Source organism: Microbacterium sp. Leaf436, from assembly GCF_001424715.1.
Classification (GTDB): domain Bacteria; phylum Actinomycetota; class Actinomycetes; order Actinomycetales; family Microbacteriaceae; genus Microbacterium.
On sequence record NZ_LMRB01000002.1, the window covers coordinates 713,190 to 734,197 of the forward strand.

The 21,008-nt window shown below is 70.7% G+C and carries 19 protein-coding genes; 12 read left to right on the plus strand and 7 right to left on the minus strand.

Going from position 1 to position 21,008, the window contains the following annotated elements; all coding sequences use genetic code 11:
- Window positions 1-15: 15 nt before the first annotated feature.
- The gene (locus tag ASG45_RS07580; RefSeq protein WP_156459403.1) at window positions 16-1,083 is read left to right on the plus strand and encodes a hypothetical protein; all 1,068 of its coding nucleotides are present in this window, start codon (window positions 16-18) and stop codon (window positions 1,081-1,083) included.
- A 140-nt stretch (window positions 1,084-1,223) separates the two neighbouring features.
- Window positions 1,224-2,252, plus strand: coding sequence for a 6-phosphofructokinase (locus ASG45_RS07585; RefSeq protein WP_055834994.1), 1,029 nt, complete (start codon window positions 1,224-1,226; stop codon window positions 2,250-2,252).
- Window positions 2,253-2,491: 239 nt separating this feature from the next.
- Here the strand turns inward: ASG45_RS07585 and ASG45_RS07590 are convergent, their stop codons facing one another.
- Both ASG45_RS07590 and ASG45_RS07595 read right to left on the minus strand, forming a co-directional pair.
- A complete protein-coding gene (locus tag ASG45_RS07590) occupies window positions 2,492-3,298 on the minus strand; it encodes a hypothetical protein (RefSeq protein ID WP_156459404.1) in 807 nt (268 codons plus the stop codon).
- A 474-nt stretch (window positions 3,299-3,772) separates the two neighbouring features.
- The gene (locus ASG45_RS07595) at window positions 3,773-5,887 is read right to left on the minus strand and encodes a S9 family peptidase (RefSeq protein ID WP_055835002.1); all 2,115 of its coding nucleotides are present in this window, start codon (window positions 5,885-5,887) and stop codon (window positions 3,773-3,775) included.
- 195 nt (window positions 5,888-6,082) lie between these two features.
- Between ASG45_RS07595 and ASG45_RS07600 the strand changes: the two genes are divergently transcribed.
- The 4 genes from ASG45_RS07600 to ASG45_RS07615 all read left to right on the plus strand — a co-directional run bounded on the left by ASG45_RS07600 (window position 6,083) and on the right by ASG45_RS07615 (window position 10,192).
- Window positions 6,083-7,297: an inorganic phosphate transporter gene (locus tag ASG45_RS07600; protein ID WP_055835004.1), complete on the plus strand. Its 1,215-nt coding sequence runs from the start codon at window positions 6,083-6,085 to the stop codon at window positions 7,295-7,297.
- The gene (locus ASG45_RS07605) at window positions 7,294-7,623 is read left to right on the plus strand and encodes a hypothetical protein (RefSeq protein WP_055835008.1); all 330 of its coding nucleotides are present in this window, start codon (window positions 7,294-7,296) and stop codon (window positions 7,621-7,623) included. The genes ASG45_RS07600 and ASG45_RS07605 overlap by 4 nt, the downstream gene beginning before the upstream one ends.
- Window positions 7,624-7,684: 61 nt before the next feature.
- A complete protein-coding gene (locus ASG45_RS07610) occupies window positions 7,685-8,584 on the plus strand; it encodes a phosphodiesterase (protein ID WP_055835012.1) in 900 nt (299 codons plus the stop codon).
- Between the two features lie 144 nt (window positions 8,585-8,728).
- Entirely contained in the window at window positions 8,729-10,192 is a 1,464-nt protein-coding gene (locus tag ASG45_RS07615; protein ID WP_055835015.1) for an aspartate ammonia-lyase, read from the plus strand.
- Window positions 10,193-10,342: 150 nt separating this feature from the next.
- Here ASG45_RS07615 and ASG45_RS07620 read toward each other — a convergent pair whose 3' ends face one another.
- Window positions 10,343-11,209, minus strand: coding sequence for a fumarylacetoacetate hydrolase family protein (locus ASG45_RS07620; protein WP_055835018.1), 867 nt, complete (start codon window positions 11,207-11,209; stop codon window positions 10,343-10,345).
- A gap of 83 nt (window positions 11,210-11,292) precedes the next feature.
- Here ASG45_RS07620 and ASG45_RS07625 point away from each other — a divergent pair, with 83 nt between their 5' ends.
- The 3 genes from ASG45_RS07625 (at window position 11,293) to ASG45_RS07635 (ending at window position 13,675) form a co-directional block, all read left to right on the plus strand.
- Entirely contained in the window at window positions 11,293-12,453 is a 1,161-nt protein-coding gene (locus tag ASG45_RS07625; RefSeq protein WP_055835021.1) for a PrsW family intramembrane metalloprotease, read from the plus strand.
- Between the two features lie 145 nt (window positions 12,454-12,598).
- Window positions 12,599-12,964, plus strand: a complete 366-nt coding sequence (locus ASG45_RS07630) for an FKBP-type peptidyl-prolyl cis-trans isomerase (RefSeq protein WP_055835024.1) — start codon at window positions 12,599-12,601, stop codon at window positions 12,962-12,964.
- A 150-nt stretch (window positions 12,965-13,114) separates the two neighbouring features.
- Window positions 13,115-13,675: a YceI family protein gene (locus ASG45_RS07635; RefSeq protein WP_055835027.1), complete on the plus strand. Its 561-nt coding sequence runs from the start codon at window positions 13,115-13,117 to the stop codon at window positions 13,673-13,675.
- A gap of 123 nt (window positions 13,676-13,798) precedes the next feature.
- Here ASG45_RS07635 and ASG45_RS07640 read toward each other — a convergent pair whose 3' ends face one another.
- From ASG45_RS07640 to ASG45_RS07650, 3 genes are all read right to left on the minus strand, one after another.
- Window positions 13,799-14,719: a DMT family transporter gene (locus tag ASG45_RS07640; RefSeq protein WP_082509310.1), complete on the minus strand. Its 921-nt coding sequence runs from the start codon at window positions 14,717-14,719 to the stop codon at window positions 13,799-13,801.
- A gap of 212 nt (window positions 14,720-14,931) precedes the next feature.
- Window positions 14,932-16,233, minus strand: a complete 1,302-nt coding sequence (locus tag ASG45_RS07645; RefSeq protein WP_055835034.1) for an MFS transporter — start codon at window positions 16,231-16,233, stop codon at window positions 14,932-14,934.
- Window positions 16,230-16,451: a DUF167 domain-containing protein gene (locus ASG45_RS07650; RefSeq protein WP_055835037.1), complete on the minus strand. Its 222-nt coding sequence runs from the start codon at window positions 16,449-16,451 to the stop codon at window positions 16,230-16,232. Before ASG45_RS07650 ends, ASG45_RS07645 begins: the two co-directional genes overlap by 4 nt.
- Window positions 16,452-16,630: 179 nt before the next feature.
- Here ASG45_RS07650 and rpsO point away from each other — a divergent pair, with 179 nt between their 5' ends.
- Window positions 16,631-16,900, plus strand: a complete 270-nt coding sequence (rpsO, locus tag ASG45_RS07655) for a 30S ribosomal protein S15 (protein WP_055835040.1) — start codon at window positions 16,631-16,633, stop codon at window positions 16,898-16,900.
- A 545-nt stretch (window positions 16,901-17,445) separates the two neighbouring features.
- Here the strand turns inward: rpsO and ASG45_RS07660 are convergent.
- Entirely contained in the window at window positions 17,446-18,522 is a 1,077-nt protein-coding gene (locus ASG45_RS07660) for an isopenicillin N synthase family dioxygenase (protein WP_055835043.1), read from the minus strand.
- A gap of 251 nt (window positions 18,523-18,773) precedes the next feature.
- Here ASG45_RS07660 and efeU point away from each other — a divergent pair, with 251 nt between their 5' ends.
- Together efeU and efeO are read left to right on the plus strand one after the other, a co-directional pair.
- Entirely contained in the window at window positions 18,774-19,781 is a 1,008-nt protein-coding gene (gene efeU / locus ASG45_RS07665) for an iron uptake transporter permease EfeU (RefSeq protein ID WP_055835046.1), read from the plus strand.
- Entirely contained in the window at window positions 19,778-21,007 is a 1,230-nt protein-coding gene (gene efeO / locus ASG45_RS07670; RefSeq protein ID WP_055835050.1) for an iron uptake system protein EfeO, read from the plus strand. The genes efeU and efeO overlap by 4 nt, the downstream gene beginning before the upstream one ends.
- Window position 21,008 lies beyond the last annotated feature (1 nt).

Below are 21,008 nucleotides of genomic sequence, written 5' to 3' on the forward strand. Positions count from 1 at the left end.
GGCTAGGGTCGGCACATGACCCTCCATCCCGACGCGTTGCTGGCGGGACCACGAGGGCGCCGCTTGTGTCTCGAGGTTCTGCTGGGCGAGAAGGGCCGGCGCGGCGTTGAGGATGCGGCCGCCGCGGTGTCGTGGGCCGCGCGCCCCCTGGCCGAAAACCCGGGTACGTTCTTGGTCATCGGGTCCGACACGTCCGCGTTCGTCGAGCCCCAGGTGAGCCCCGCCGACGCGGCCGCGGCGCTCAGTCGCCTCCGGGCCACCGCCGTCACCGGTGCCGTGCTCGACACGGCGCTCGCCGTGGCCGTCGATCTGGCCGCCTACTGGCAGCCGCCGTACGGCGAGGACGTCCTGTTGGCGACCGACGAGATGCATCCGGTCCTCGAGCCGGTGGCAGCAGCGATCGCCGCCTCGCCCCTTGCCGAGTGGTGGACCAGTCCGGTGGACCACGCGGCCCAGGCGACGGTGTGCTGGGAGACTCCTCGCCCGCCGGCAGCACACCCGGTCGTGGTCCTGGCCCGCTGGCGCGACGATATCGCAGCGGAAGAACACAGCTTCGCGACGGAATTCGCGGGCCGGGACGTCTCGGGAACCTGGTGGTCGACGCCTCCGACCGGCCTCCCGCGCACGACTCGCGTGCGCGGCACGACGGGTCCCGCCGGACTGACCCTCGTCGAAGACTCCCTCGGATGGGAATCGGCCCGCGTCGAGCCCGTGCGCGCGCCCCATGGGGACGTCATCGAGATCGACGGCCCCGAGACCTGGGCGGCGTTGTGCCGGCGGCATCCGCTCCCCGTCACCGCCTCCCGCCGATACGTGTGGTCCATGACCACCGGACGTGAGGGAGCGTGGGTGCAACCCGATTGGGCGGCGTTCGCGCGTGAGGCCGTCGGCGTGCACCTCAGTGTCGCGGGATACCTCACGACGGCCGGGCGTGCCATCGACGTCGGCGATCTCGGGGCGAGCGTGCTCGCCGGCTGGGGGCCGGACGAGACGTTTTGGTTCGAGGTGGCGCCGACAGTGGGTCCCGCGGAAAGCTGGGTCATCGACCCGCACGGAGACGAGCGCCGATGGCGCCGGTCGTGACGGCTGCGCGGGGTCCCGGGCCCACGGCATCCGCAGGCGGTGCCCCCGCCGTGTGGCACCGCTCCCGTCTGCGGCGATAGGGTCGGAGACGGCAACGGCGCCGACCTCCACCCGAACCACAGCACTTGAGGACTCTGCCCATGAAGATCGGCATCCTGACCAGCGGCGGCGACTGCCCCGGGCTGAACGCGGTCATCCGTGGCGTCGTGCTCAAAGGCACGACCAACTACGACATCGAATTCGTCGGCATCCGTGACGGGTGGCGCGGCGTCGTCGACGGCGACTTCTTCCCCCTGACGCGTCACGAGGTGAAGGGGCTGTCCAAGGTCGGCGGCACCATCCTCGGCACCAGCCGCACCAACCCCTACGAGGGCGCGCGCGGCGGCGCCGAGAACATCTCGAAGACCATGTACGGGCACCGCATCGACGGCATCCTGGCCATCGGCGGCGAGGGCACGCTCGCGGCGGCCGACCGTCTGTCGAAGGACGGTATCAACGTGCTCGGCGTCCCCAAGACGATCGACAACGACCTGCGCGCGACCGACTACTCGTTCGGCTTCGACACCGCCGTGAACATCGCGACGGATGCCATGGACCGCCTGCGCACGACCGGCGACTCGCACCAGCGCTGCATGGTGGCCGAGGTCATGGGTCGCCACGTCGGCTGGATCGCGCTGCACGCGGGTATCGCCGCGGGCGCGCACGTCATCTGCATCCCCGAGGTGCCGATGTCGATCGACGAGATCGTCGAGCAGGTCACCCGCGCCCACGACCGCGGCCGCGCGCCGCTGGTCGTCGTGTCGGAGGGCTTCAAGCTCACCGGCATGGACGAAGCGTTCAGCGACAAGGGCCTCGACGCCTTCAACCGTCCCCGCCTCGGCGGGATCGGCGAGCTGCTCGCGCCCGAGATCGAGCGCCTCACCGGCATCGAGACCCGCTCCACGGTGCTCGGCCACATCCAGCGCGGTGGCTCGCCGTCGGGCTTCGACCGCGTTCTCGCGACGCGCCTCGGCCTGCACGCCGCCGACGCGCTGAACGAAGGCGCCTGGGGGCAGATGGTCGCGATGCGCGGCACCGACATCGTGCGCGTGCCGTTCGCCGACGCCCTCGGCGAGCTGAACAGCGTGCCCCTGTACCGCTACGAAGAGGCCGCCGCGCTGTTCGGTTGAGCCGCGCTCGTTCGTCGCCCCGTCCCGCTCGCGCGTGGCGGGGCGTCTGCGTTTCGTCGAGGCGCGTGTCCCACTTCGTGCAGCTTTACGGTCGCATTCCTGCTCGAAGTGGGACACGCCCGTCGCGAGGCGACACGCCTCAGGATCTGCGGAGACGGTGATCTGGCGGCTTACCTGCCATGTCCCACTTTGTGCAGTTGCGGCGGAGGAAACCTGCACGAAGTGGGACATGCGAGCGGTCACTCACGCCAGCCCGCGCGTTCGAGCGCCTCCCGTACCTTTCGAACCGCCGGAGCACCGTCGGACCGCATGTGGTGGAAGAGGATGCGCACGTGATCCCAGCCGGAGGCGCGGATGGCGTCCCAACGATCGGCGTCCCGTGCGAACTGCCGCATGTCTTCGGCGTGGACGCGGCCGTCGTACTCGGCACCGACCTTCCACCGGGGATAGGCCAGGTCGAGCTCGGCGACGAAGCGGTCTTCGGTATCGCGCAGCACCCAGGAGATCTCCGGCTCGGGCAGACCGTTGCGCACGAGCACCAGGCGAAGGCGGGTTTCGGCCGCCGAACGCGGTCCGTGACGGCTGAGCGCGAGCGCGCGGGCGAGCGCCTTGCCCTCGCTATCGCCCATGCGGGCGATCTCGGCGCGAAGGTCATCGGCATCGACCCGCGGGCGCAGTTCGGTGAGCAGGAAGTCGGCCGCTGCGACGAGGTCGTCGATGCGCCAGAGAGTCGCGCACTGTCGCCATGCCCTGACGGGGTCCTCGACGGGCCAGCCCTCCGGTGTGCGCGCGGTGGCCGCGTCACGCGTCTGAAGTCGATGGCCGCGGACGCCGCCGATGCGCGGCTCGCGTCTCGGGCGATGCGCCGACACATGGATGCCGGGAAGCCAGGGATACGGAGGCAACGGAACGCCGAGCAACCCCAGCGCGGTTTCGTGGCTGAAGAACTGTCCGTCGCGAAGGCGCGGCGCGTACTCGGCGGCGCGGTCGCGCAGATCGTCGGGAGGCGCAGGCGCAGCGATGGAACGAACGCCGCGGTACGGCATCCGCATGCCGACGTGGCGCAGAGCGAAGCGCGAGCGCCCCGACGCCACGGCATCGCGGACGGAGAAGATCAGCGGATCGTCGACCATCACTCGAGGATGCAGGCACTGCGACTGCGGTCACGAGTGCGCGGGGCGTTCTGTGTATGGCCGCGCGCATCGGCGCGCGGGGGAGGACCGTCCCCGCCCGACGGTGCTCAGCAGGCGGTGAGCGGCCGCCGTGAGCCCGTGTCCCACTTCGTGCGAGATTCAGGCGCGATAGCTGCACAAACTGGGACATGCCCACGGGGGCGACGGCAGTGGGCCGCCGCCTCGGCCGACGGTGAGCGGTCGCCGTGAGCCCGTGTCCCACTTTGTGCGAGATTCAGGCGCGATAGTCGCACAAAGTGGGACACGCCCTGCAGCCCATAACGCCGAACGCCCCGCCGCACGAAGCGACGAGGCGTCCAGCACCGGGGCATCCAGCGGCGGCTCGGCCTACTCCGCCAGGCCCAGCACGTCGAGCAGCCACGCGATCTCGAAGGCGCGCTCGCGCCAGGCGTTGTAGCGGCCGCTGACGCCGCCGTGGCCGGCGACCATCTCGCACTTCAGCAGCGCGTCGGCGCCCACGTCGCGCAGGCGCGCGACCCACTTGGCGGGCTCGACGTACAGCACGCGGGTGTCGTTGAGCGAGGTGACCGCCAGGATGCGGGGGTACTCGACGCCCTCGCGCACGTTCTCGTACGGCGAGTACGACTTCATGTACGCGTAGACGTCGGCGTCGTGCAGGGGGTCTCCCCACTCGTCCCACTCGATGACGGTGAGGGGGAGCGAGGGGTCGAGGATGGTCGTCAGCGCGTCGACGAAGGGCACATCGGCGAGGATGCCGGCGAACAGCTCGGGCGCGAGGTTGGCGACGGCGCCCATGAGCAGTCCGCCCGCGCTGCCGCCCTCGGCGACGATGCGGTCGGGCGTGGTGTACCCGGCATCGACGAGGTGACGGGCGGCGGCGACGAAGTCGGTGAACGTGGTGCGCTTCGCGCGCATCTTGCCGTCTTCGTACCACTGCCGACCCATCTCGCCGCCGCCGCGCACGTGCGCCACGGCGAAGACGACGCCGCGGTCGAGCAGCGAGAGACGCGGCACCGAGAAGCCGGGCTCGATGGAGTGCTCGTACGATCCGTAGCCGTACAGGTGCACGGGACGCGGGGCCGCACCGGGCTCGCCGAACGAGCGCTTCCACACCAGCGACACGGGCACCTGCGTGCCGTCGTCGGCGGGGGCCCACACCCGTGCCTGGCCGTAGTCGTCGGGGTCGAAGCCGCCGAGCACGGGCTGGCGCTTGCGCAGCAGCAGTTCGCCGGTGGCGACGACGTAGTCGAACACGGTGCCGGGGGTGACGAACGAGCCGTAGCCCAGCCGCAGGACCGGGGGAGCGTACTCGGGGTTGCCGCCGGTACCGACGCTGTACAGCGGCTCGTCGAAGGCGATCTCGGTCACCGCGCCATCGGCGTACGACAGCATCCCCAGGCGCGGGAGGCCGTCGCGACGGTAGCCGACCACGCCCCAGTCGCGGAACGTGTCGACGCCGAGCAGCCGCTGACCGGTGCGGTGGGGGATCACCGTCTCGCGGAGGCCTTGGGGATCGGATGCCGAGACCCGCACGAGTTCGAAATCGAGGGCGCCGTCGTTGTGGAGCACGTAGAGCACGTCGTCGCCGTCGACGACGGCGTGCGACGAGGAGTACTCGACGCCCTCACGACGCGGCCACACCACGCGGGGCTCGCCACGGAGGTCGTCGGCGTCGAGCAGCCACTCCTCGGAGGTGATCGAGGAGCCCATCTCGATCACGAGGAAGCGATCGCTGCGGGTGAAGTCGGCGCCGACCCAGTAGCGGTCGTCGGGCTCGTGGAACAGCTTCACGTCGGCATCCACGGGGGTGCCGATCTCGTGCAGCCACACGGTGTCGGGACGCCAGGCGTCGTCGACGGTCGTGTAGACGATGAAGCGTCCGTCGGGCGAGAAGGTCGCCCCCGAGAAGGTGTCGGGGATCTCGTCGGCCAGCGTCTCGCCGGTGGTCAGGTCGCGCACGCGCACGGTGTACCGCTCGTCGCCGGCGACGTCGACGCCGTAGAGCATGCGGGTGCCGTCGTTCGAGATCTCGAAGCTGCCGAGCGAGAAGAAGTCGGTGCCCTCGGCCTCGACGTTGCCGTCGAACAGCACCTGCTCGCCGGCGACGGGGGTGCCGGGCGAGAGAGTGGGCGGGGTCCAGTCGTCGGGGGAGTCCAGGGGCGCCCGGCACTGGATGCCGTACTGCGCGCCCGCGACGGTGCGGCCGTAGTACCACCAGTCGCCGCGACGCGCGGGGACCGAGAGGTCGGTTTCGAGGGTGCGGCCCTTGATCTCGCCGAAGATCGTGTCACGCAGTCCCGCGAGGTGCCCGGTGCGGGCCGTCGTGTAGGCGTTCTCGGCCTCGAGGTGCCCGACGACCTCGGCGTCGTCTTTCGCGCGCAACCACTCGTACGGGTCGTCGAAGGTGTCGCCGTGGTGCGAACGCGAGACGGGCCGGCGGGCGGCGACGGGCGGGGTGGGCTGAGGGTCGAGGTCGGTCACCGTTCCACGGTAGTGCGCTCCTCCGACGCGGGCTTCGGAGAACGCTCAGCGAGCCGCGCGCGTTTGACCCCCGGGGTCCCCGATGACAGGATGTGGACGCGACCCCGGTGAACGGGTGTCGAACTCCAGGTGAACTCTTCGTTCGTCGCGCCGATCCCGTCGGCATCCCTTCTTCCTTCTCACGGAAAGCGAACGGTGGAGAGCGCAGCCCTCATCATCGTGCTGGTCATCGCGCTGGCACTGTTCTTCGATTTCACCAACGGATTCCACGACACCGCCAACGCGATGGCCACCCCCATCGCCACCGGTGCACTGAAGCCGAAGGTCGCCGTCCTGCTGGCGGCCTCGCTCAACCTGGTGGGCGCGTTCTTGTCGACCGAGGTCGCCAAGACGATCTCGGGCGGCATGATCCGCGAAGACCAGTTGAGTCCCGACATCTTCCCGCCCATCATCTTCGCCGGTCTGATCGGCGCGATCACCTGGAACATGCTGACGTGGCTGCTGGGGCTCCCCTCGAGCTCCTCGCACGCGCTGTTCGGCGGCCTGATCGGCGCGACGCTCGTGGGCGTCGGCGCCTCGGCGATCGACACGGGCGTGGTGCTGAGCAAGGTGATCCTGCCGGCGTTGATCGCCCCTCTGACGGCCGGCATTATCGCCTTCACCGTCACCAAGATCGCCTACGGCATCACGCGCCGGTACGACATGAAGGCCGACGGGCGCGACGGCTTCCGCTGGGGCCAGATCTTCACCTCGTCGCTCGTGGCTCTGGCACACGGCACCAACGACGCGCAGAAGACGATGGGCGTCATCACCCTCGCCCTCATCACCGTCGGGTGGCAGTCGTCGGCGAACCCCGACCCGCAGCTGTGGGTCGTCTTCGCCTGCGCGATCACGATCGCGCTCGGCACCTACATGGGCGGCTGGCGCATCATCCGCACGCTCGGCAAGGGGCTCACCGACGTCAAGCCCGCGCAGGGCTTCTCGGCCGAGACCTCCACGGCGGCCACGATCCTGGCATCCAGCGCCCTCGGCTTCGCGCTGTCGACGACGCAGGTGGCCTCGGGATCCGTCATCGGTTCGGGCCTGGGCCGCCGCGGCTCGACCGTGCGGTGGAACACCGTGGGCCGCATCATGATCGGCTGGGTGCTCACGCTTCCCGCCGCCGGCGCCGTGGGCGCCGCCGCGGCCCTGATCGTGGTCTGGCTCGGCGGATGGGGCGTGGCGGTGGATGCCGTGATCGCGGTCGTCATCGTTCTCGGTCTGTTCCTGCGCTCCCGGCGCGACTCGGTGACCTCGGCCAACGCGATGAGCGAGGTCGCCGACTCCGGCGCCGCCGTGAAGGTGCCGCGCAAGCCCGAGCCCACGCGCGGCCAGCGCCGCCACGACGACGCGAGGAAGGACCGCGCGTGAGCATCGACTGGGAAGCCTTCCTGCACGTCTTCGTCGCCGCCCTGCTCGGGGCGACGGTGGTCGTGACGTTCTACGCCCTGGGTTTGCGCCTGCTGGTGCGCGGTGGCCGTCCGCCGCTGGTGGCGCCGGCGGAGTTCACCGACGCCATCACCGTGCTCACCGACAAGCAGAAGCGTCGCGCCGAGAGGGCGGTCGACAAGGCCGCCGCGCGCAACCCGCTGAGCGAGGGGCAGAAGCGCCTTTCGCTGGTCGCCGCCTACCTCTGCTTCGCCGTGTGCGCCGCAGTCGTGCTCGGCGCGCTGCTGCTGATCCTGCTCAACCACTGATCCTGTTCACCCGCGGAGGCGCCCGGGGAGCGGTGTCGGAGGCCCCTCGTAGGCTGGGGGCATGGCATCCGTGCAGTTCGGTCAGCATGCGCCCGCCGCGCGCGTGATCCTCCACCTCAGCGACACGCACCTGCTGGGCGGCGACCGGCTGCTCGGCGATCGCTACGACACGGCGCAGCACCTGCGCCGCACGCTCGCGGCCGCCGAGGCGACCGGGGTGCGACCGGATGCCGTGGTCTTCACCGGCGATCTGACCGACCTCGGCGAGCCCGAGGCCTACCGGGCGCTGCGCGCCGAGGTCGAACCGTGGGCGGCGCGTCTGGGGGCGCCGGTCGTCTGGGTGGCCGGCAACCACGATGAACGGCCCGCGCTGCGCGCCGAGCTGCTCGACGGCGAGCCGAGCGAGGAGCCCGTGACCGGGGTGTACGACCTCGGGGGACTCCGGCTCATCGCGCTCGACTCGACCGTGCCGGGGTGGCACCACGGCGACCTCGACGCCGCCCAGCTCTCGTGGTTGCGCGCCGAGTTGGCCGAGCCGGCGCCGCGGGGCACGATCCTGGCGCTGCACCATCCGCCGCTGCCCTCGCACATCCCGTTCTTCGACATCCTCGAGTTACGCGATCAGCGCGGTCTCGCCGACGCGATCGCGGGCACCGACGTGCGCGCGATCCTCGCGGGCCACCTGCACTATTCGACGTCGGGGACCTTCGCCGGGGTGCCGGTGAGTGTGGCCGCGGCCTCCTGCTACACGATGGACCTCGCCCGCCCCGCCGACGAGGTCAATGGAATGGACGCCGGGCGCGCGTTCCACCTCGTGCACGTGTGGGACGACACGATCACCCACGCGGTGGTCCCGGTCGTCGACGCACAGGCCACGGGCTTCTTCACGCCCGAGTGGACGGCACGCATGGCGGCGTTGAGCCCCGAAGAGCGACTCGAGGCGTTCTCGCGCAAGCGGTGACGCCGCCGCGACGGCCGCCGCGTTCGGTATACGCGCCGGAGCGTGTCGGCCGGGCGACAGGCCGCAGTGTCGAACGACCGCAACGGGACCGGTGGCTAGGCTCGTGGCATCCCTGCTCGCCGTGACAACCCACGAGGACACCACATGGCTTTGGACGCAATGACGCGCACCCGTACCGAGACCGATTCCCTGGGATCCCTCGAGATCCCCTTCGAGGCGTACTGGGGCATCCACACCGCGCGCGCGCTCGAGAACTTCCCCATCGCGAAGCGGCCGATCTCGGTCTACCCCGATCTCGTGCGAGCCCTCGCGATGGTCAAGCAGGCCTCGGCCCGCGCGAACCGCGAGATCGGCGTGCTCGACGCGGCGAAGGCCGACCTCATCGACCGCGCCGCCCAGCGCGTGATCGACGGTGAGTTCCACGACGAGTTCACCGTGGGCGTCATCCAGGGCGGGGCCGGCACCTCGACCAACATGAACGCCAACGAGGTCATCACCAACATCGCCCTCGAGCTCGCCGGCCGCGAGAAGGGCGACTACGGCTTCCTCTCGCCCATCGACGACACCAACCGCAGCCAGTCCACCAACGACGTCTACCCGACGGCCATCAAGATCGGGCTGGCGCTCACCCTGCAGAGCCTGCTCGAAGAGCTCGCGTTGCTGCGTCAGTCTTTCCTGACGAAGTCCGAGGAGTTCCACGACGTCCTCAAGGTCGGCCGCACCCAGCTGCAGGATGCCGTGCCCATGACGCTCGGACAGGAGTTCCACGGGTTCGCCACGACGTTGGGCGAGGACTACAGCCGTCTGACCGAGAACGCCTACCTGCTGTACGAGATCAACATGGGCGCCACCGCCATCGGTACGGGCATCACCGCTCACGCCGGGTACGGGGCCGCTGTTCTGCGGCACCTGCGCCAGATCACCGGGCTCGATCTCGAGACCGCGACCGACCTGGTCGAATCCACGAGCGACACCGGCGCGTTCATGTCGTTCTCGTCGTCGCTCAAGCGCAACGCCGTCAAACTGTCGAAGATCTGCAACGATCTGCGTCTGCTCTCCAGCGGTCCGCAGGCGGGCCTCGGCGAGATCAACCTTCCGGCGCGCCAGGCCGGCTCGAGCATCATGCCCGGCAAGGTCAACCCCGTCATCCCCGAGGTCGTGAACCAGGTCGCGTTCTCGGTCGTCGGGGCCGACATGACGGTGACCATGGCGGTCGAGGGCGGGCAGCTGCAGCTCAACGCCTTCGAGCCCGTCATCGCCCACTCGATCTACCAGTCGATCACGTGGATGCGGCAGGCGATGTGGACCCTGCGGGTCAACTGCGTCGACGGCATCACCGCGAACCGCGAGCGCCTGGGAGCCATGGTCGGCTCGTCGGTCGGCGTCGTGACGGCGCTGACGCCCTTCATCGGCTACGCGGCGTCGGCGGCCCTGGCCAAGACGGCTCTGCTGACGCACCGCAACGTCGCCGACCTGGTCGTCGAGGCCGGCCTGATGACGCGCGACGAGGTCATCAAGCAGCTCTCGCCGGCGCGCCTGTCGGGCCTGCACCCGATCACCGAGGCGATCCCGGTCATCCGTGCCGTCGAGGACGTCGTCGAAGGCTGACACGACGAACGACGGGGCCGGGACCGAGTGGTCGCGGCCCCGTCGTCGCGTCGAGGGTGAGCGCCGAGTCGCCCGCCCGGGGGCCGGGCGTCGGTCACCGGGCAGCCGTCACCGGCGGTCCGGCGGCACCGTCGCCGCGCGGGGCGTGGCTCAGTCGACGATCCGGCAGTGCGTGGTCAGCTCGCCGATGCCGTCGATCCCGACGGTCACCGTCGAGCGGTCGCGCAGGAAGATCTGCGGGTCGCGCGAGTAGCCCGCTCCGCCGGGGCTGCCGGTCGAGATGAGCGTGCCGGGCAGCAGGGTCGCCGACTCCGACAGCTTGTGGATGAGCGTCGCGACCGTGCGCACCATCTGGCCGGTGCTGGCATCCTGCACCGTGTGCCCGTCGACGACGGTCCAGATGTGCAGGTCCTGCGGGTCGGGGATCTCGTCGGCGGTCACCACGAACGGGCCCGTCGGGGTGAAGCCGTCGAACGACTTGCACCGCGACCACTGCGCCTCCGAGAACTGGATGTTGCGCGCCGTGATGTCGTTGACGACGGTGTAGCCCCACACGTGGTCGAGGGCGTCGGCCTCGGCGACGTCGCGCCCGGGGCGCCCGATGATCACGCCGAGTTCGGCCTCGTAGTCGACGGCCTCGCTGAGCTGTCGCGGCCACGTCGTCGTCGCACCGTGGGCGGTGAGGGAGTTGGGCCACAGCACGAAGACGGTGGGCCCGGTGTCGGTCTTCAGCCCCAGCTCGCCCGAGTGGGCGGCGTAGTTCAGGCCGACCGCGAGGATCGCCGGGGGAGCGAGCACCGCCGAGGCGAAGGCGACGCCCGAGAGCGCATGCCGCGGTGCACCGACGGACGCCGCGCGCACGCGCTCGAGCAGGGCGTCACCGCCGACGATGAGCTGTTCGAGCCGGCGGGGGGCGCCCTCGAAGAACTCGTCGACGAACGAGAACTCGTCATCGTGGACGCTGACGAGACGGGGGGACTCCGCCCCCTCCGGGGAACGGACGTGGGCGAATCGCATGCCTCCACGCTACCGGGCCGCACCGGCGGGGAGTCGTCGCAAGCCCGGGATGCCGTGTCGCCGGCCGCCCCTAGGCTGTGCGCATGAGCTACCCCTCGCCGTTGGCGCAGCCCGGTTCCGCCGAGCCCGCCCGCATCTCCCCGGCACCGCAGGCGGCCGGCTCGGCCGCGCCTCCGCGCCGGCGCCGCGGGGGCATCGCCCTGTGGGTGGTGGCCGTACTCCTGGTGCCGGTGCTCGCCCTGCTCGTCCGCTACTTCACGGGCGTGTTGGGAACGGCGGCCTCGTTCATCGGGCTCGTGCTGGCGGTGATCCCGTTCGTCATCGTCTGGTTCGCGGTGCGCTACATCGACCGGTGGGAGCCCGAACCGAGACGACTGCTCGTGTTCGCCGTGGCCTGGGGCGCGGTGGCGGCCGTCGCCCTCGCGCTGGGGGTCGACCTGGTCCTCACCCTGGCGGTGGGCCGGCTGCCGGCCGAGTTCAGCTCGGTCGTGCAGGCACCGATCGTCGAAGAGCTCGCGAAGGGCCTCGGCGTGCTCCTGATCTTCGTGTTCGCCCGACGGTTCTTCGACGGCCCGGTCGACGGGATCGTCTACGGCGCGCTGATCGGTGCGGGCTTCGCCCTGACCGAGAACGTGCAGTACTTCGCCATCAGCTATCTCGAGGGCGGCCCGGGCCAGGTCGCCACGACATTCTTCCTGCGCGCGGTGCTGTCGCCGTTCGCGCACGTCATGTTCACCAGCCTCACCGGCTTCGCGTTCGGCCTCGCCGCGCGTCGCGGACTGCGCGGGGGTGGCGCCCTCGCCTACGGGATCCCCGGCGTGCTCGCCGCGATCGTTCTGCACGGGCTGTGGAACGGCTCGGCCACGTTCGCCAATTTCTTCGAGGTGTACGCCACGCTGCAGGTGCCGCTGTTCCTGGCGTTCATCGCCGGCATCCTGGCCCTGCGGCGCGAAGAGACGCGTCTCACCCGCGCACGGCTGGGCGAGTACGCCGTCGCGGGCTGGTTCACGCCGCAAGAGGTCGACATGCTCGCCACCCGCCCCGGGCGCCGTTCGGCCCTCGCGTGGGCGCGCACGTTGCCCGGTGACCGCACGGCGGTGATGAAGGCCTTCATCGCGGATGCCACGGCACTCGCCGCCGCGCGCCAGCGCGCCCTGTCGGGGCGCGATCCGCAGGCTGTCGCCACCGAGCGGTACCTGCTCGAGCGCACCACCGACGCGCGGGCGGCGCTGCTCGCGCCGTGAGGTCTTGACAGCGCGGCGAGGCGGGAGCACCATCGATGTAGGCCAACTCAGCGCCCGGTAGACACGCAGGCATCGCCGCGGCACCGGGCGCTGAGTCTTTGTCCAGGGGCCGTCATCGACCGCCGGGCCGTGCTTGGATGGAGGCATGACTGATCGCACCAAGCCGGAGTTCGACGCTCCCAGCGGCCCCGCCCCCTCCGACCTCGTCATCCGCGACATCGCCGTCGGCGACGGCGCCGAGGCGAAGCCCGGCGACACCGTCACCGTGCACTACGCCGGTGTGGAGTACGAGTCGGGCGAAGAGTTCGACTCCTCGTGGGGCCGGGGCGAGAGCATCCAGTTCCCCCTCCGTGGCCTCATCCAGGGCTGGCAGGACGGCATCCCGGGCATGAAGGTCGGCGGTCGCCGCGAGCTCGTGATCCCGCCGCACCTGGCCTACGGTCCCGCCGGCGGCCACTTCCTGGGTGGCAAGACCCTCATCTTCATCATCGACCTGCTCAAGGTCGGCTGACCAGCCGTTCTTCACGGAACGTTCACGAACCCGAGGGGGCTGCGGCTCCCTCGGGTTCGTTATTTTCCTCGATCGTGGAATACATTCGTGTGAATGGGAGTTGGATCCCGGCAGGACGCCGAAGCGGCTCCCCAGACCTCTAGGAGTGACATGACTGACACCACCGCCCTCGACATCCCCGGCTACAAGACCGGCACCTGGGTCCTCGACCCGTCGCACAGCGAGGTCACCTTCTCGGTGCGCCACATGATGATCTCGAAGGTGCGCGGCACGTTCGGTGTGAAGAGCGCCACCATCGTCGCCCCCGAGAACCCGCTCGAGGCCACCGTCGAGGCCTCCGTCGACGTGACCTCCGTCGACACCAAGGACGAGGGCCGCGACCAGCACCTGCGCTCCGCCGAGTTCTTCGACATCGAGACCTACCCGACGATGGACTTCCGCTCCACCGGTGTGCGCGTCGAAAAGGGCGACTTCCTCGTCGACGGCGACCTCACCATCCGCGGCATCACCAAGCCCGCCACCTTCTCGCTCGACTTCGGCGGCTTCGGCACCGACCCGTGGGGCAACTACAAGGCCGGCGCGACCGCCAAGACGGTCATCAACCGCGAAGACTTCGACCTCACCTGGAACGCCGCCCTCGAGACCGGCGGCGTGCTGGTCGGCAAGGACGTCACCATCGAGCTCGACCTGCAGCTCGCGCTCCAGGCGTGATCTCCGCGAAGGCCCCGGGTGCTCGGCATCCGGGGCCTTCCGCGTTTCTCGGGCGACCCCGGGTGCTCGGCATCCGGGGTCGTTGTGGTCTCTCCGTCGTGCGCGGAAGCCGCCCGCGGTGCGTCACCCCGCGGTGACGCGACGCCGCAGGCGCAGCCTCTGCTGCACGAGCAGGATGCCGACGAACACCACGGCCGCCCCCACGGGTTCGTTCCACGAGATGCGCTCCCCGAGCACGAGGATGCCGAGAGCCACCCCGACCACGGGGGTGATGTACGTGACGGTCGAGGCCCGGGTGGGCCCCCAGGCGCGCAGGGTGTTCTGGTTCCAGACGTAGGCGATGCCGGTGCCGAGTACCCCCAGGGCGACGATGCTGAGCACCACCGGGGTCGTCAGGTCCATCGGCTCGGCGAGGATCACGGGCGACAGCAGCACCATGAACGCCGCCGCCGGGCCGATGTAACCGAAGGCGAAGGCGATGCCCGACAGTCCGGTGTCGCCGAGGAACCGACGCATGTACGCGAGGCTGAAGCCGTAGCAGGCGGTGGCGCCCAGCAGCGCGATCTGCGCGACCGTGCTGTCGCCCACGTCGGCGACCGCGCCGGGCGCGATGATCACGACGACCCCGGCGATGCCCACGGCGATGCCGAGCAGCTGGCCCGGCTTGAGGCTCTCGACGCGGAAAACCGCCCACGCCATGATCGCGGTCATGATCGGCGTGGTCGCGTTGAAGATGCTCGCCAGTCCCGACGAGACGTGCTGCTCGGCCCAGGCGAACAGCAGGAACGGCACGACGCAGAACGTGGCCGCCAGAACGCACAGGTGACCCCACACCCGTCGGCTGCGGGGGAGGCGTTCGCGCCGGATCGCGACGATCGCGGCGAGAGCGAGCGCACCGAACAGCAGCCGCCCGCCGGCGACCTGCGCCGGGGTCATTCCGGTGAGGGCGATCGCGATGAAGAGGAAGCTCGAGCCCCACACGATGCCCGTGAGCACGAACTGCACGGCGATGGAGACGGGGGAGGGAGAGGAACCGGATGCCACGATCCCGACCCTAGGCCCGGGCGCCGACATCGCGCGGGCGAAGCGGATGCGACGGCGGAAATCCGCCGACTGTCGGCAGTGCGGGTGCGGGGCTGTGCTCGCACGAAGCTGCGACACGAGGGGCGTCCCGGGTCCCTGCGGCTAGAAGACCCGGGGACGGGTGCCCTCCGCGGAGCGGGGTGCGCGCGATGCGGCCGTCGTCGCGCGCGGGGTCAGGGCTGCGGGTTCAGCGCGTCGTACGCGCGGAACCGGGGTGTGAAGCGCACCAGTGTGCCGACGAGGCCGAGGATCACGATACCGCCGAACAGCGGCGGCACCCAGAGGGCCGTGGCCGTCGCGAGGGTGCCCGCGTACAGGGCTCCCACGCGCGGGCCGCCGGCGACCACGACGATGAAGATGCCCTGCAGGCGCCCGCGCATGGCATCCGGGACGGCCGCCTGCATCATGGTGGAGCGATAGATCGCGCTGACGTTGTCGGCGGCTCCCGAGACGGCCAGCACCACGGCGGCGAGGGCGATCAGCGCGACCGCGGCGTGCGTCTCGTCGACGACGTCAGGGCGGAGCCAGCCCAGGCTGGCGGCGAGCAGGACGAGACCGAACAGGCCGATCGCGAGGCCGTAGACCTGGATCGCGCGTTCGATGCCGAGCCCCTGTCGACGGACGCGGCCGATCGGCCCCGAGAACAGGCTGGAGAGGAACGCCCCCGCCGCGACCGCCGCGGTCAGCACCCCGGTCGTGATCGCACCGCCGCCCAGCAGCACCGCTCCGATGGCGGGGAAGAGCGCCACAGGCTGGCCGAAGGTCATGGCGATGATGTCGAGCACGTACTGCAGGCGGATGTTGGGCGCGCGTTTCAAGAACCGCGCACCGTCGCGCAGTGACTCGAGGCCCGGGCGCACCACGACGCCCTCGGGACGGAGCCGGGGGAGCGACCACAGCCCGAGGAACAGTGAGCTCATGAGCAGCACGTCGAGCGAGTAGGTCCACGCGTACCCCGCGACGGCGACGAGCACACCGGCGAGCGCGGGTCCGGCCATCACCATGATGCCGACCGTCACGCCCTGCAGGGCCGCGGCGGCGGGAAGGAGGTCGCGGGGGATGAGGCGTGGGGTGATCGCCGACTTCGTCGCCATGACGATGGAGTTCGCCGCCGAGTTCACGACGCTCAGGACGAACAACCAGCCGACCGTCTCGAGCCCCGACCACGCGAGGGCGGCGAGCAAGCCGGTCGACGCGAAGGTGACGAGGGCGGCGAGCAGGGCGACCGTGCGGCGGTCGAACGCGTCGGCGAGCATGCCGCCGTAGAGGCCCGCGATGACCATCGGCACCAGTCCCGCCACGGCGATCATCGACACGGCCAGCGTGCTCTGGGTCAGCTCGAACACGTGCAGCATGACCGCGACGACCGTCAGCTGCCCGCCGAGCCCCGACAGGGTGGAGCCGATCCACAGACGGGCGAAGGCAGGCGACGTGGTGAGGGGCCGCAGGTCGATGAAGGCGCTCTGACGGCTCACTCGTCGACCTCGAAGCGTTTGACGCGCGCGGTGTGGCCGCGTACGACGCGGACGCGGCTCGGGGCGACGTCGAAGTGCGCCGCGAGCACTCGCGCGGCGCCGGCGTTCGCGGCCCCGTCGACCGCGCGTTCGCGGACGTGCACCACCAGGCCGTCGGGCCCGTCTTCGACCAGCGGGCCGCGGCGGGAACCCGGCTTGACGAAGACGGTGAGCTGCACGGATTGAGGGTACGCCAGCCCTCCGACATCGCGTCGCCGCAGGCGCCGAGCATCGGGCGTGTGTGAACGGGTGAGCCGTGCTGTAGACTCATGCGGTTGCCGTTTGATCGGCCGCGGATAAAGAGAGCCCACGTATCAGGCGTCGGGCGCCGCGCAATGAGAGAAAGGGGATCCCATCTATGCCACTCGAGTCTGACGCCAAGAAGGCGATCATCGAACAGTACGCGACGCACCCCGGTGACACCGGATCCCCCGAGGTGCAGGTCGCGATGCTGACGCAGCGCATCAAGGACCTCACCGAGCACCTCAAGGAGCACAAGCACGACCACCACTCGCGTCGTGGTCTGTTCTTGATGGTGGGTCAGCGCCGCCGTCTGCTCGGCTACCTCCAGGACATCGACATCGCGCGTTACCGCTCGCTGATCGAGCGCCTGGGTCTCCGTCGCTAAGCGCGACCCCGCGTATATCGCTTTCTCGAAGGCCGTCCCACGGTGTGGGGCGGCCTTCGCTGTTCCCGGATGCCGGGGGCCCGGCATCCGGGGTCTGGCGCCGATGCCCGCGTCCCCCGGCGCCAGTTCCACATAAACGCCATTCCTGCGCATAAACGCGGTTTCGGAGCGTTTATGCGAAGCAACGGCGTTTATGCGTGCCCGGAGGGAGCGCGGCGTCGGGCAGGACGTGACCCGATGCATCGTCGGGGCCCTCGGCCGGGGCTGTCCCGGCTCGGCTGACCGATCCGCCCGCCCCGGCTCTCATAAACGCCATTCCTGCGCATAAACGCGGTGTCGGAGCGTTTATGCGCAGGAACGGCGTTTATGCGTGCCCGGAGGGAGCGCGGCGTCGGGCCGTATGAGACCGGGTACCTCGTCGAGCCCCGTGCCCGGGGCTATCGGGGCCGCGGCCCGCCCGCGCCGCGCACGCCCCGACCCCACCCAGCGCACGAAGAACGCCCGCCGCCGGCTGGACCGACGACGGGCGTTCGAGAGACGCGGACTCAGGATGCCGCGCGCGCGGCCACCAGGTCGGGATGCCACCGCTCGGCCACGTCGGGGTGCGCGCGCAGGCGCGACTTGAGAGCGTTCTCGCCGTAGGTGGCGTGGATGGGGTTGGTGGGGTCGTCTTCCACCCCGTGGGCCTCGGCCGCGAGATCGGCCGGCAGGTCGATGATCGGCAGGCGCGCGTCGAGGGCCGGATTGAAGAAGAAGGGCACCGAGATGCGCTCGTCGGGGAACCGCGGCGAGATCACGCGGTGGTTCGTCGCGCGGAGGTAACCCTGCGTCGCGTATTCGAGGAGCTCGCCGATGTTCACCACGAAAGCGCCCGGCACCGGAGGGGCGTCGACCCATTCGCCGTCGCGCTCGACCTGCAGGCCGCCCTTGCCGGGCTCGACCCAGAGCAGCGTCAGGACGCCCGAGTCCTTGTGCGCGCCGACACCCTGCTGGGGGGTGGGGTCGTCCTTGCCCGGGTAGCGGACGATCTTGATGAGCGTCTGCGGGTCGCCGAAGTGGCGGTCGAAGTACTGCTCCTCGGCGCCCAGGGCGAGGGCCCACGCGCGCAGGAGCTTGCGGGCGACGCCGGTGAGGTGGTCGTGCCACTCAGTGACGACCTCTTTGAGCTCGGGCTGCGCCGCCGGCCACAGGTTGGGACCGATCAGCCGGTCGTACCCGGGAGCGTCGGGGTCGTCCCCACGCCCACTCGTCGCGTCGCTTGCGCGCCGCGGCGAGCCTCCGGGCGTGTGGGCCCAGATGGCCTCGCGCTCGGGCCCGATGTCGATCTGCTCGCGCCAGTCGACCCGGCCCTGCGTGCGCTCGCCGCCGACCCGCGTGTATCCGCGGAAGTGCGGGCTCGTGACGTTCTCGATCGCGAGCTTGTCGGCCTCGGGCAGCGCGAAGAAGCCCTTCGCGGCTGCCAGCAGGCTCGCCTCGAGCGCGGGGCTCACCCCCGTGCCGGTCAGGTAGAAGAACCCGACGTCGTGGGTCGCGGCGCGCAGCTCGTCTCGGAAGCGGGCGGCGGCATCCGGACCCTGGTCGAGGAGCGACAGGTCGAGCACGGGGAGAGTGAGGTCGGACATGCGACGAGGCTAGGTCGATCCGCGCGGTGCCGCGCGAATGTTGCCGATGGTTACCGACGGAGCCTTCGTGGACGGCGGAACGGAAGGGGCGCGAAGGCGGGTCGATCGCACTCCCGGGGCAAACCCCGCCGATCGGCGGGGTGCGAACCGGCCAGGGAGATGCGTATCGTGTCCTGGTCAGGTGAGGCTGTCCTTACCTTCCCGCAGTGCCGCGGCGCCCCACCCGAAACCCGAGAGTCGGAACCCCGCCCGTGCTTGCCAGCTTCTTCGCCACCTTCCTCATCGGCCTTCGCGAAGGCCTCGAGGCCGCGCTCGTCGTGGGCATCCTCGTGGCCTACCTCACGCGCCTCGGGCGTCGCGACGCCCTCCCGCGGCTCTGGATGGGCGTGGGGCTGGCGATCGCCCTCGCCCTCGCCGTCGGCGCCGTGTTCACCTTCGGCGCGTACATGCTCACGTTCGAAGCGCAGGAGCTGCTCGGCGGCGGGCTGTCGCTGCTCGCGGTGGCGATGGTGACGTGGATGATCTTCTGGATGCAGCGGGCCGGCCGCACGCTCAAGGCCGGTCTCGAGGGGGGCGTCGACAGGGCGCTCCGCGGCGGCGTCTGGGCGATCGTCGCGATCGGCTTCGTCTCGGTGGCGCGCGAGGGGGTCGAGACGACCCTGCTGCTGTGGTCGATGGTGCAGTCGTTCGGCGACACGCCCGCTGCCCTTCTCGGCGCGCTCGTCGGCCTGATCGCCGCCGTTCTGCTGGGCTGGCTGATCGCGCGGGGGATGCTGCGCCTGAACCTCGGTCGCTTCTTCACCTGGACCGGCGGCTTCCTCGTCGTGGTCGCCGCCGGGGTGCTCGCCTACGCGCTGCACGACCTGCAGGAAGCCGGTGCCCTTCCCGGCCCCTTCGGCAGCGCCGCCCCCCTCGATCCCGTCACCGGCCTCGTGGCGACGGGCTGGAGCGGGTTCCCCTTCGGCTGGGCGTTCGACGTCTCGGACACCATCGCCCCCGGTGAGGCGCTCGCCGCGCTGCTGCAGGCCACGGTCGGATTCATGCCCGCCATGACCTGGCTGCAGGTCATCGCCTGGGCCCTGTACATCGCGATCGTGGTGCCGCTGTTCGTGCGCGGAGTGCGCGCGAACCGGCGACCGAAGCCCCGCGCTGCCGACGCGGCCCCGGATGCGAGCGTGAGCCCCACCCCACAGACCCTCGACGCCGCTCGCGCACCCGATGCCGCGGCATCCACCCCTCATCCGAATGGAGCATCATGACCTCGACTCGCCTCCTCGCGGCCACGGCCGTCGCCGGCGCGGCCGTCCTCGTCCTCTCGGGCTGCGTCGCCAAGACCGACGCGGCCGCCTCCGGTGCCCTCACGGTCACCTCGACCGGTGACGGGTGCGCCGTGTCGGCGGGATCCGCCCCCAGCGGCACCGTCGCCTTCGACGTCAGCAACAAGGGCGACCAGACGACGGAGTTCTACCTGCTGGCCTCCGACGGCCTGCGCATCGTCGGCGAGGTCGAGAACATTGCCCCCGGCGCCTCGCGCAACCTCACCGTCGTCGCGCAGCCCGGCGACTACTTCACCCTCTGCAAGCCCGGCATGGTGGGCGACGGCGTGGGCCGGGCGAGCTTCTCGGTCACCGGCGACGCCGTGGCCGTGACGGGACCGGATGCCGAGCAGAAGCAGCAGGCCGTCGACCTGTACGCCGCCTTCGTGAAGGACCAGGTGGGTCAGCTGCTCCCCGCGGTGCAGACCTTCGCCGCCGCCTACGAGTCCGGCGATGACGCGGCTGCGCAGACGCAGTTCCCGCGCGTGCGGGCCTACTACGAGCGCATCGAGCCGATCGCCGAGGCCCTGGGCGATCTCGACCCGCGCATCGACTACCGCGAGGTCGACGCCGTGGCGGAGGGCCTGGACTGGACCGGCTTCCACCGCATCGAGAAGGACCTGTGGGTCCCCGCACAGGACGCGCTGAACGCCGACGGCGAGACGCCGGCGTGGAAGGACTGGGCGCCGTCCACCCCGGCCGAGCGCGCCACCTACGGCGACAAGCTCATCGCCGACACGCAGGAGCTGTACGACTACGTGCACGGTGACGAGTTCGTGCAGGCGCTGGACGCGCAGGGCGTCGCGGGCATCTCGAACGGGGCGATCGCGCTGCTCGACGAGGTCGCCACGGGCAAGATCAGCGGCGAAGAGGACTGGTGGTCGGGCACCGACCTGTACGACTTCGCCGCCAACGTCGAGGGTTCGAAGATGGCCTTCTCGCTCGTGCGGGACTTCGCCGAATCGAAGGGCGACAAGGGCACGACCCTGGTCACCCGCATCGACACCGGGTACGCCGACCTCGAAGCGGCCCTGGCCGCGCACGGTTCGGCCGACGCGGGCTTCGTCGCCTATTCGCAGCTGACCGACGCCGACAAGCGCCAGTTCACCGATCTCATCAATGCGCTGGCCGAGCCGCTCTCGCAGCTCACGGTGACCGTTCTGGAGTGAG

Bases quoted from the DNA above. Each gene is read 5' to 3' on its own strand.
- ASG45_RS07585 (WP_055834994.1), top strand. From the start codon at position 1,224: ATGAAGATCGGCATCCTGACCAGCGGCGGCGACTGCCCCGGGCTGAAC.
- ASG45_RS07620 (WP_055835018.1), bottom strand. From the start codon at position 11,209: ATGCGATTCGCCCACGTCCGTTCCCCGGAGGGGGCGGAGTCCCCCCGT.
- ASG45_RS07630 (WP_055835024.1), top strand. From the start codon at position 12,599: ATGACTGATCGCACCAAGCCGGAGTTCGACGCTCCCAGCGGCCCCGCC.
- ASG45_RS07615 (WP_055835015.1), top strand. From the start codon at position 8,729: ATGGCTTTGGACGCAATGACGCGCACCCGTACCGAGACCGATTCCCTG.
- rpsO (WP_055835040.1), top strand. From the start codon at position 16,631: ATGCCACTCGAGTCTGACGCCAAGAAGGCGATCATCGAACAGTACGCG.
- ASG45_RS07625 (WP_055835021.1), top strand. From the start codon at position 11,293: ATGAGCTACCCCTCGCCGTTGGCGCAGCCCGGTTCCGCCGAGCCCGCC.
- ASG45_RS07635 (WP_055835027.1), top strand. From the start codon at position 13,115: ATGACTGACACCACCGCCCTCGACATCCCCGGCTACAAGACCGGCACC.
- ASG45_RS07580 (WP_156459403.1), top strand. From the start codon at position 16: ATGACCCTCCATCCCGACGCGTTGCTGGCGGGACCACGAGGGCGCCGC.
- ASG45_RS07610 (WP_055835012.1), top strand. From the start codon at position 7,685: ATGGCATCCGTGCAGTTCGGTCAGCATGCGCCCGCCGCGCGCGTGATC.
- ASG45_RS07590 (WP_156459404.1), bottom strand. From the start codon at position 3,298: ATGCCGTACCGCGGCGTTCGTTCCATCGCTGCGCCTGCGCCTCCCGAC.
- efeO (WP_055835050.1), top strand. From the start codon at position 19,778: ATGACCTCGACTCGCCTCCTCGCGGCCACGGCCGTCGCCGGCGCGGCC.
- ASG45_RS07660 (WP_055835043.1), bottom strand. From the start codon at position 18,522: ATGTCCGACCTCACTCTCCCCGTGCTCGACCTGTCGCTCCTCGACCAG.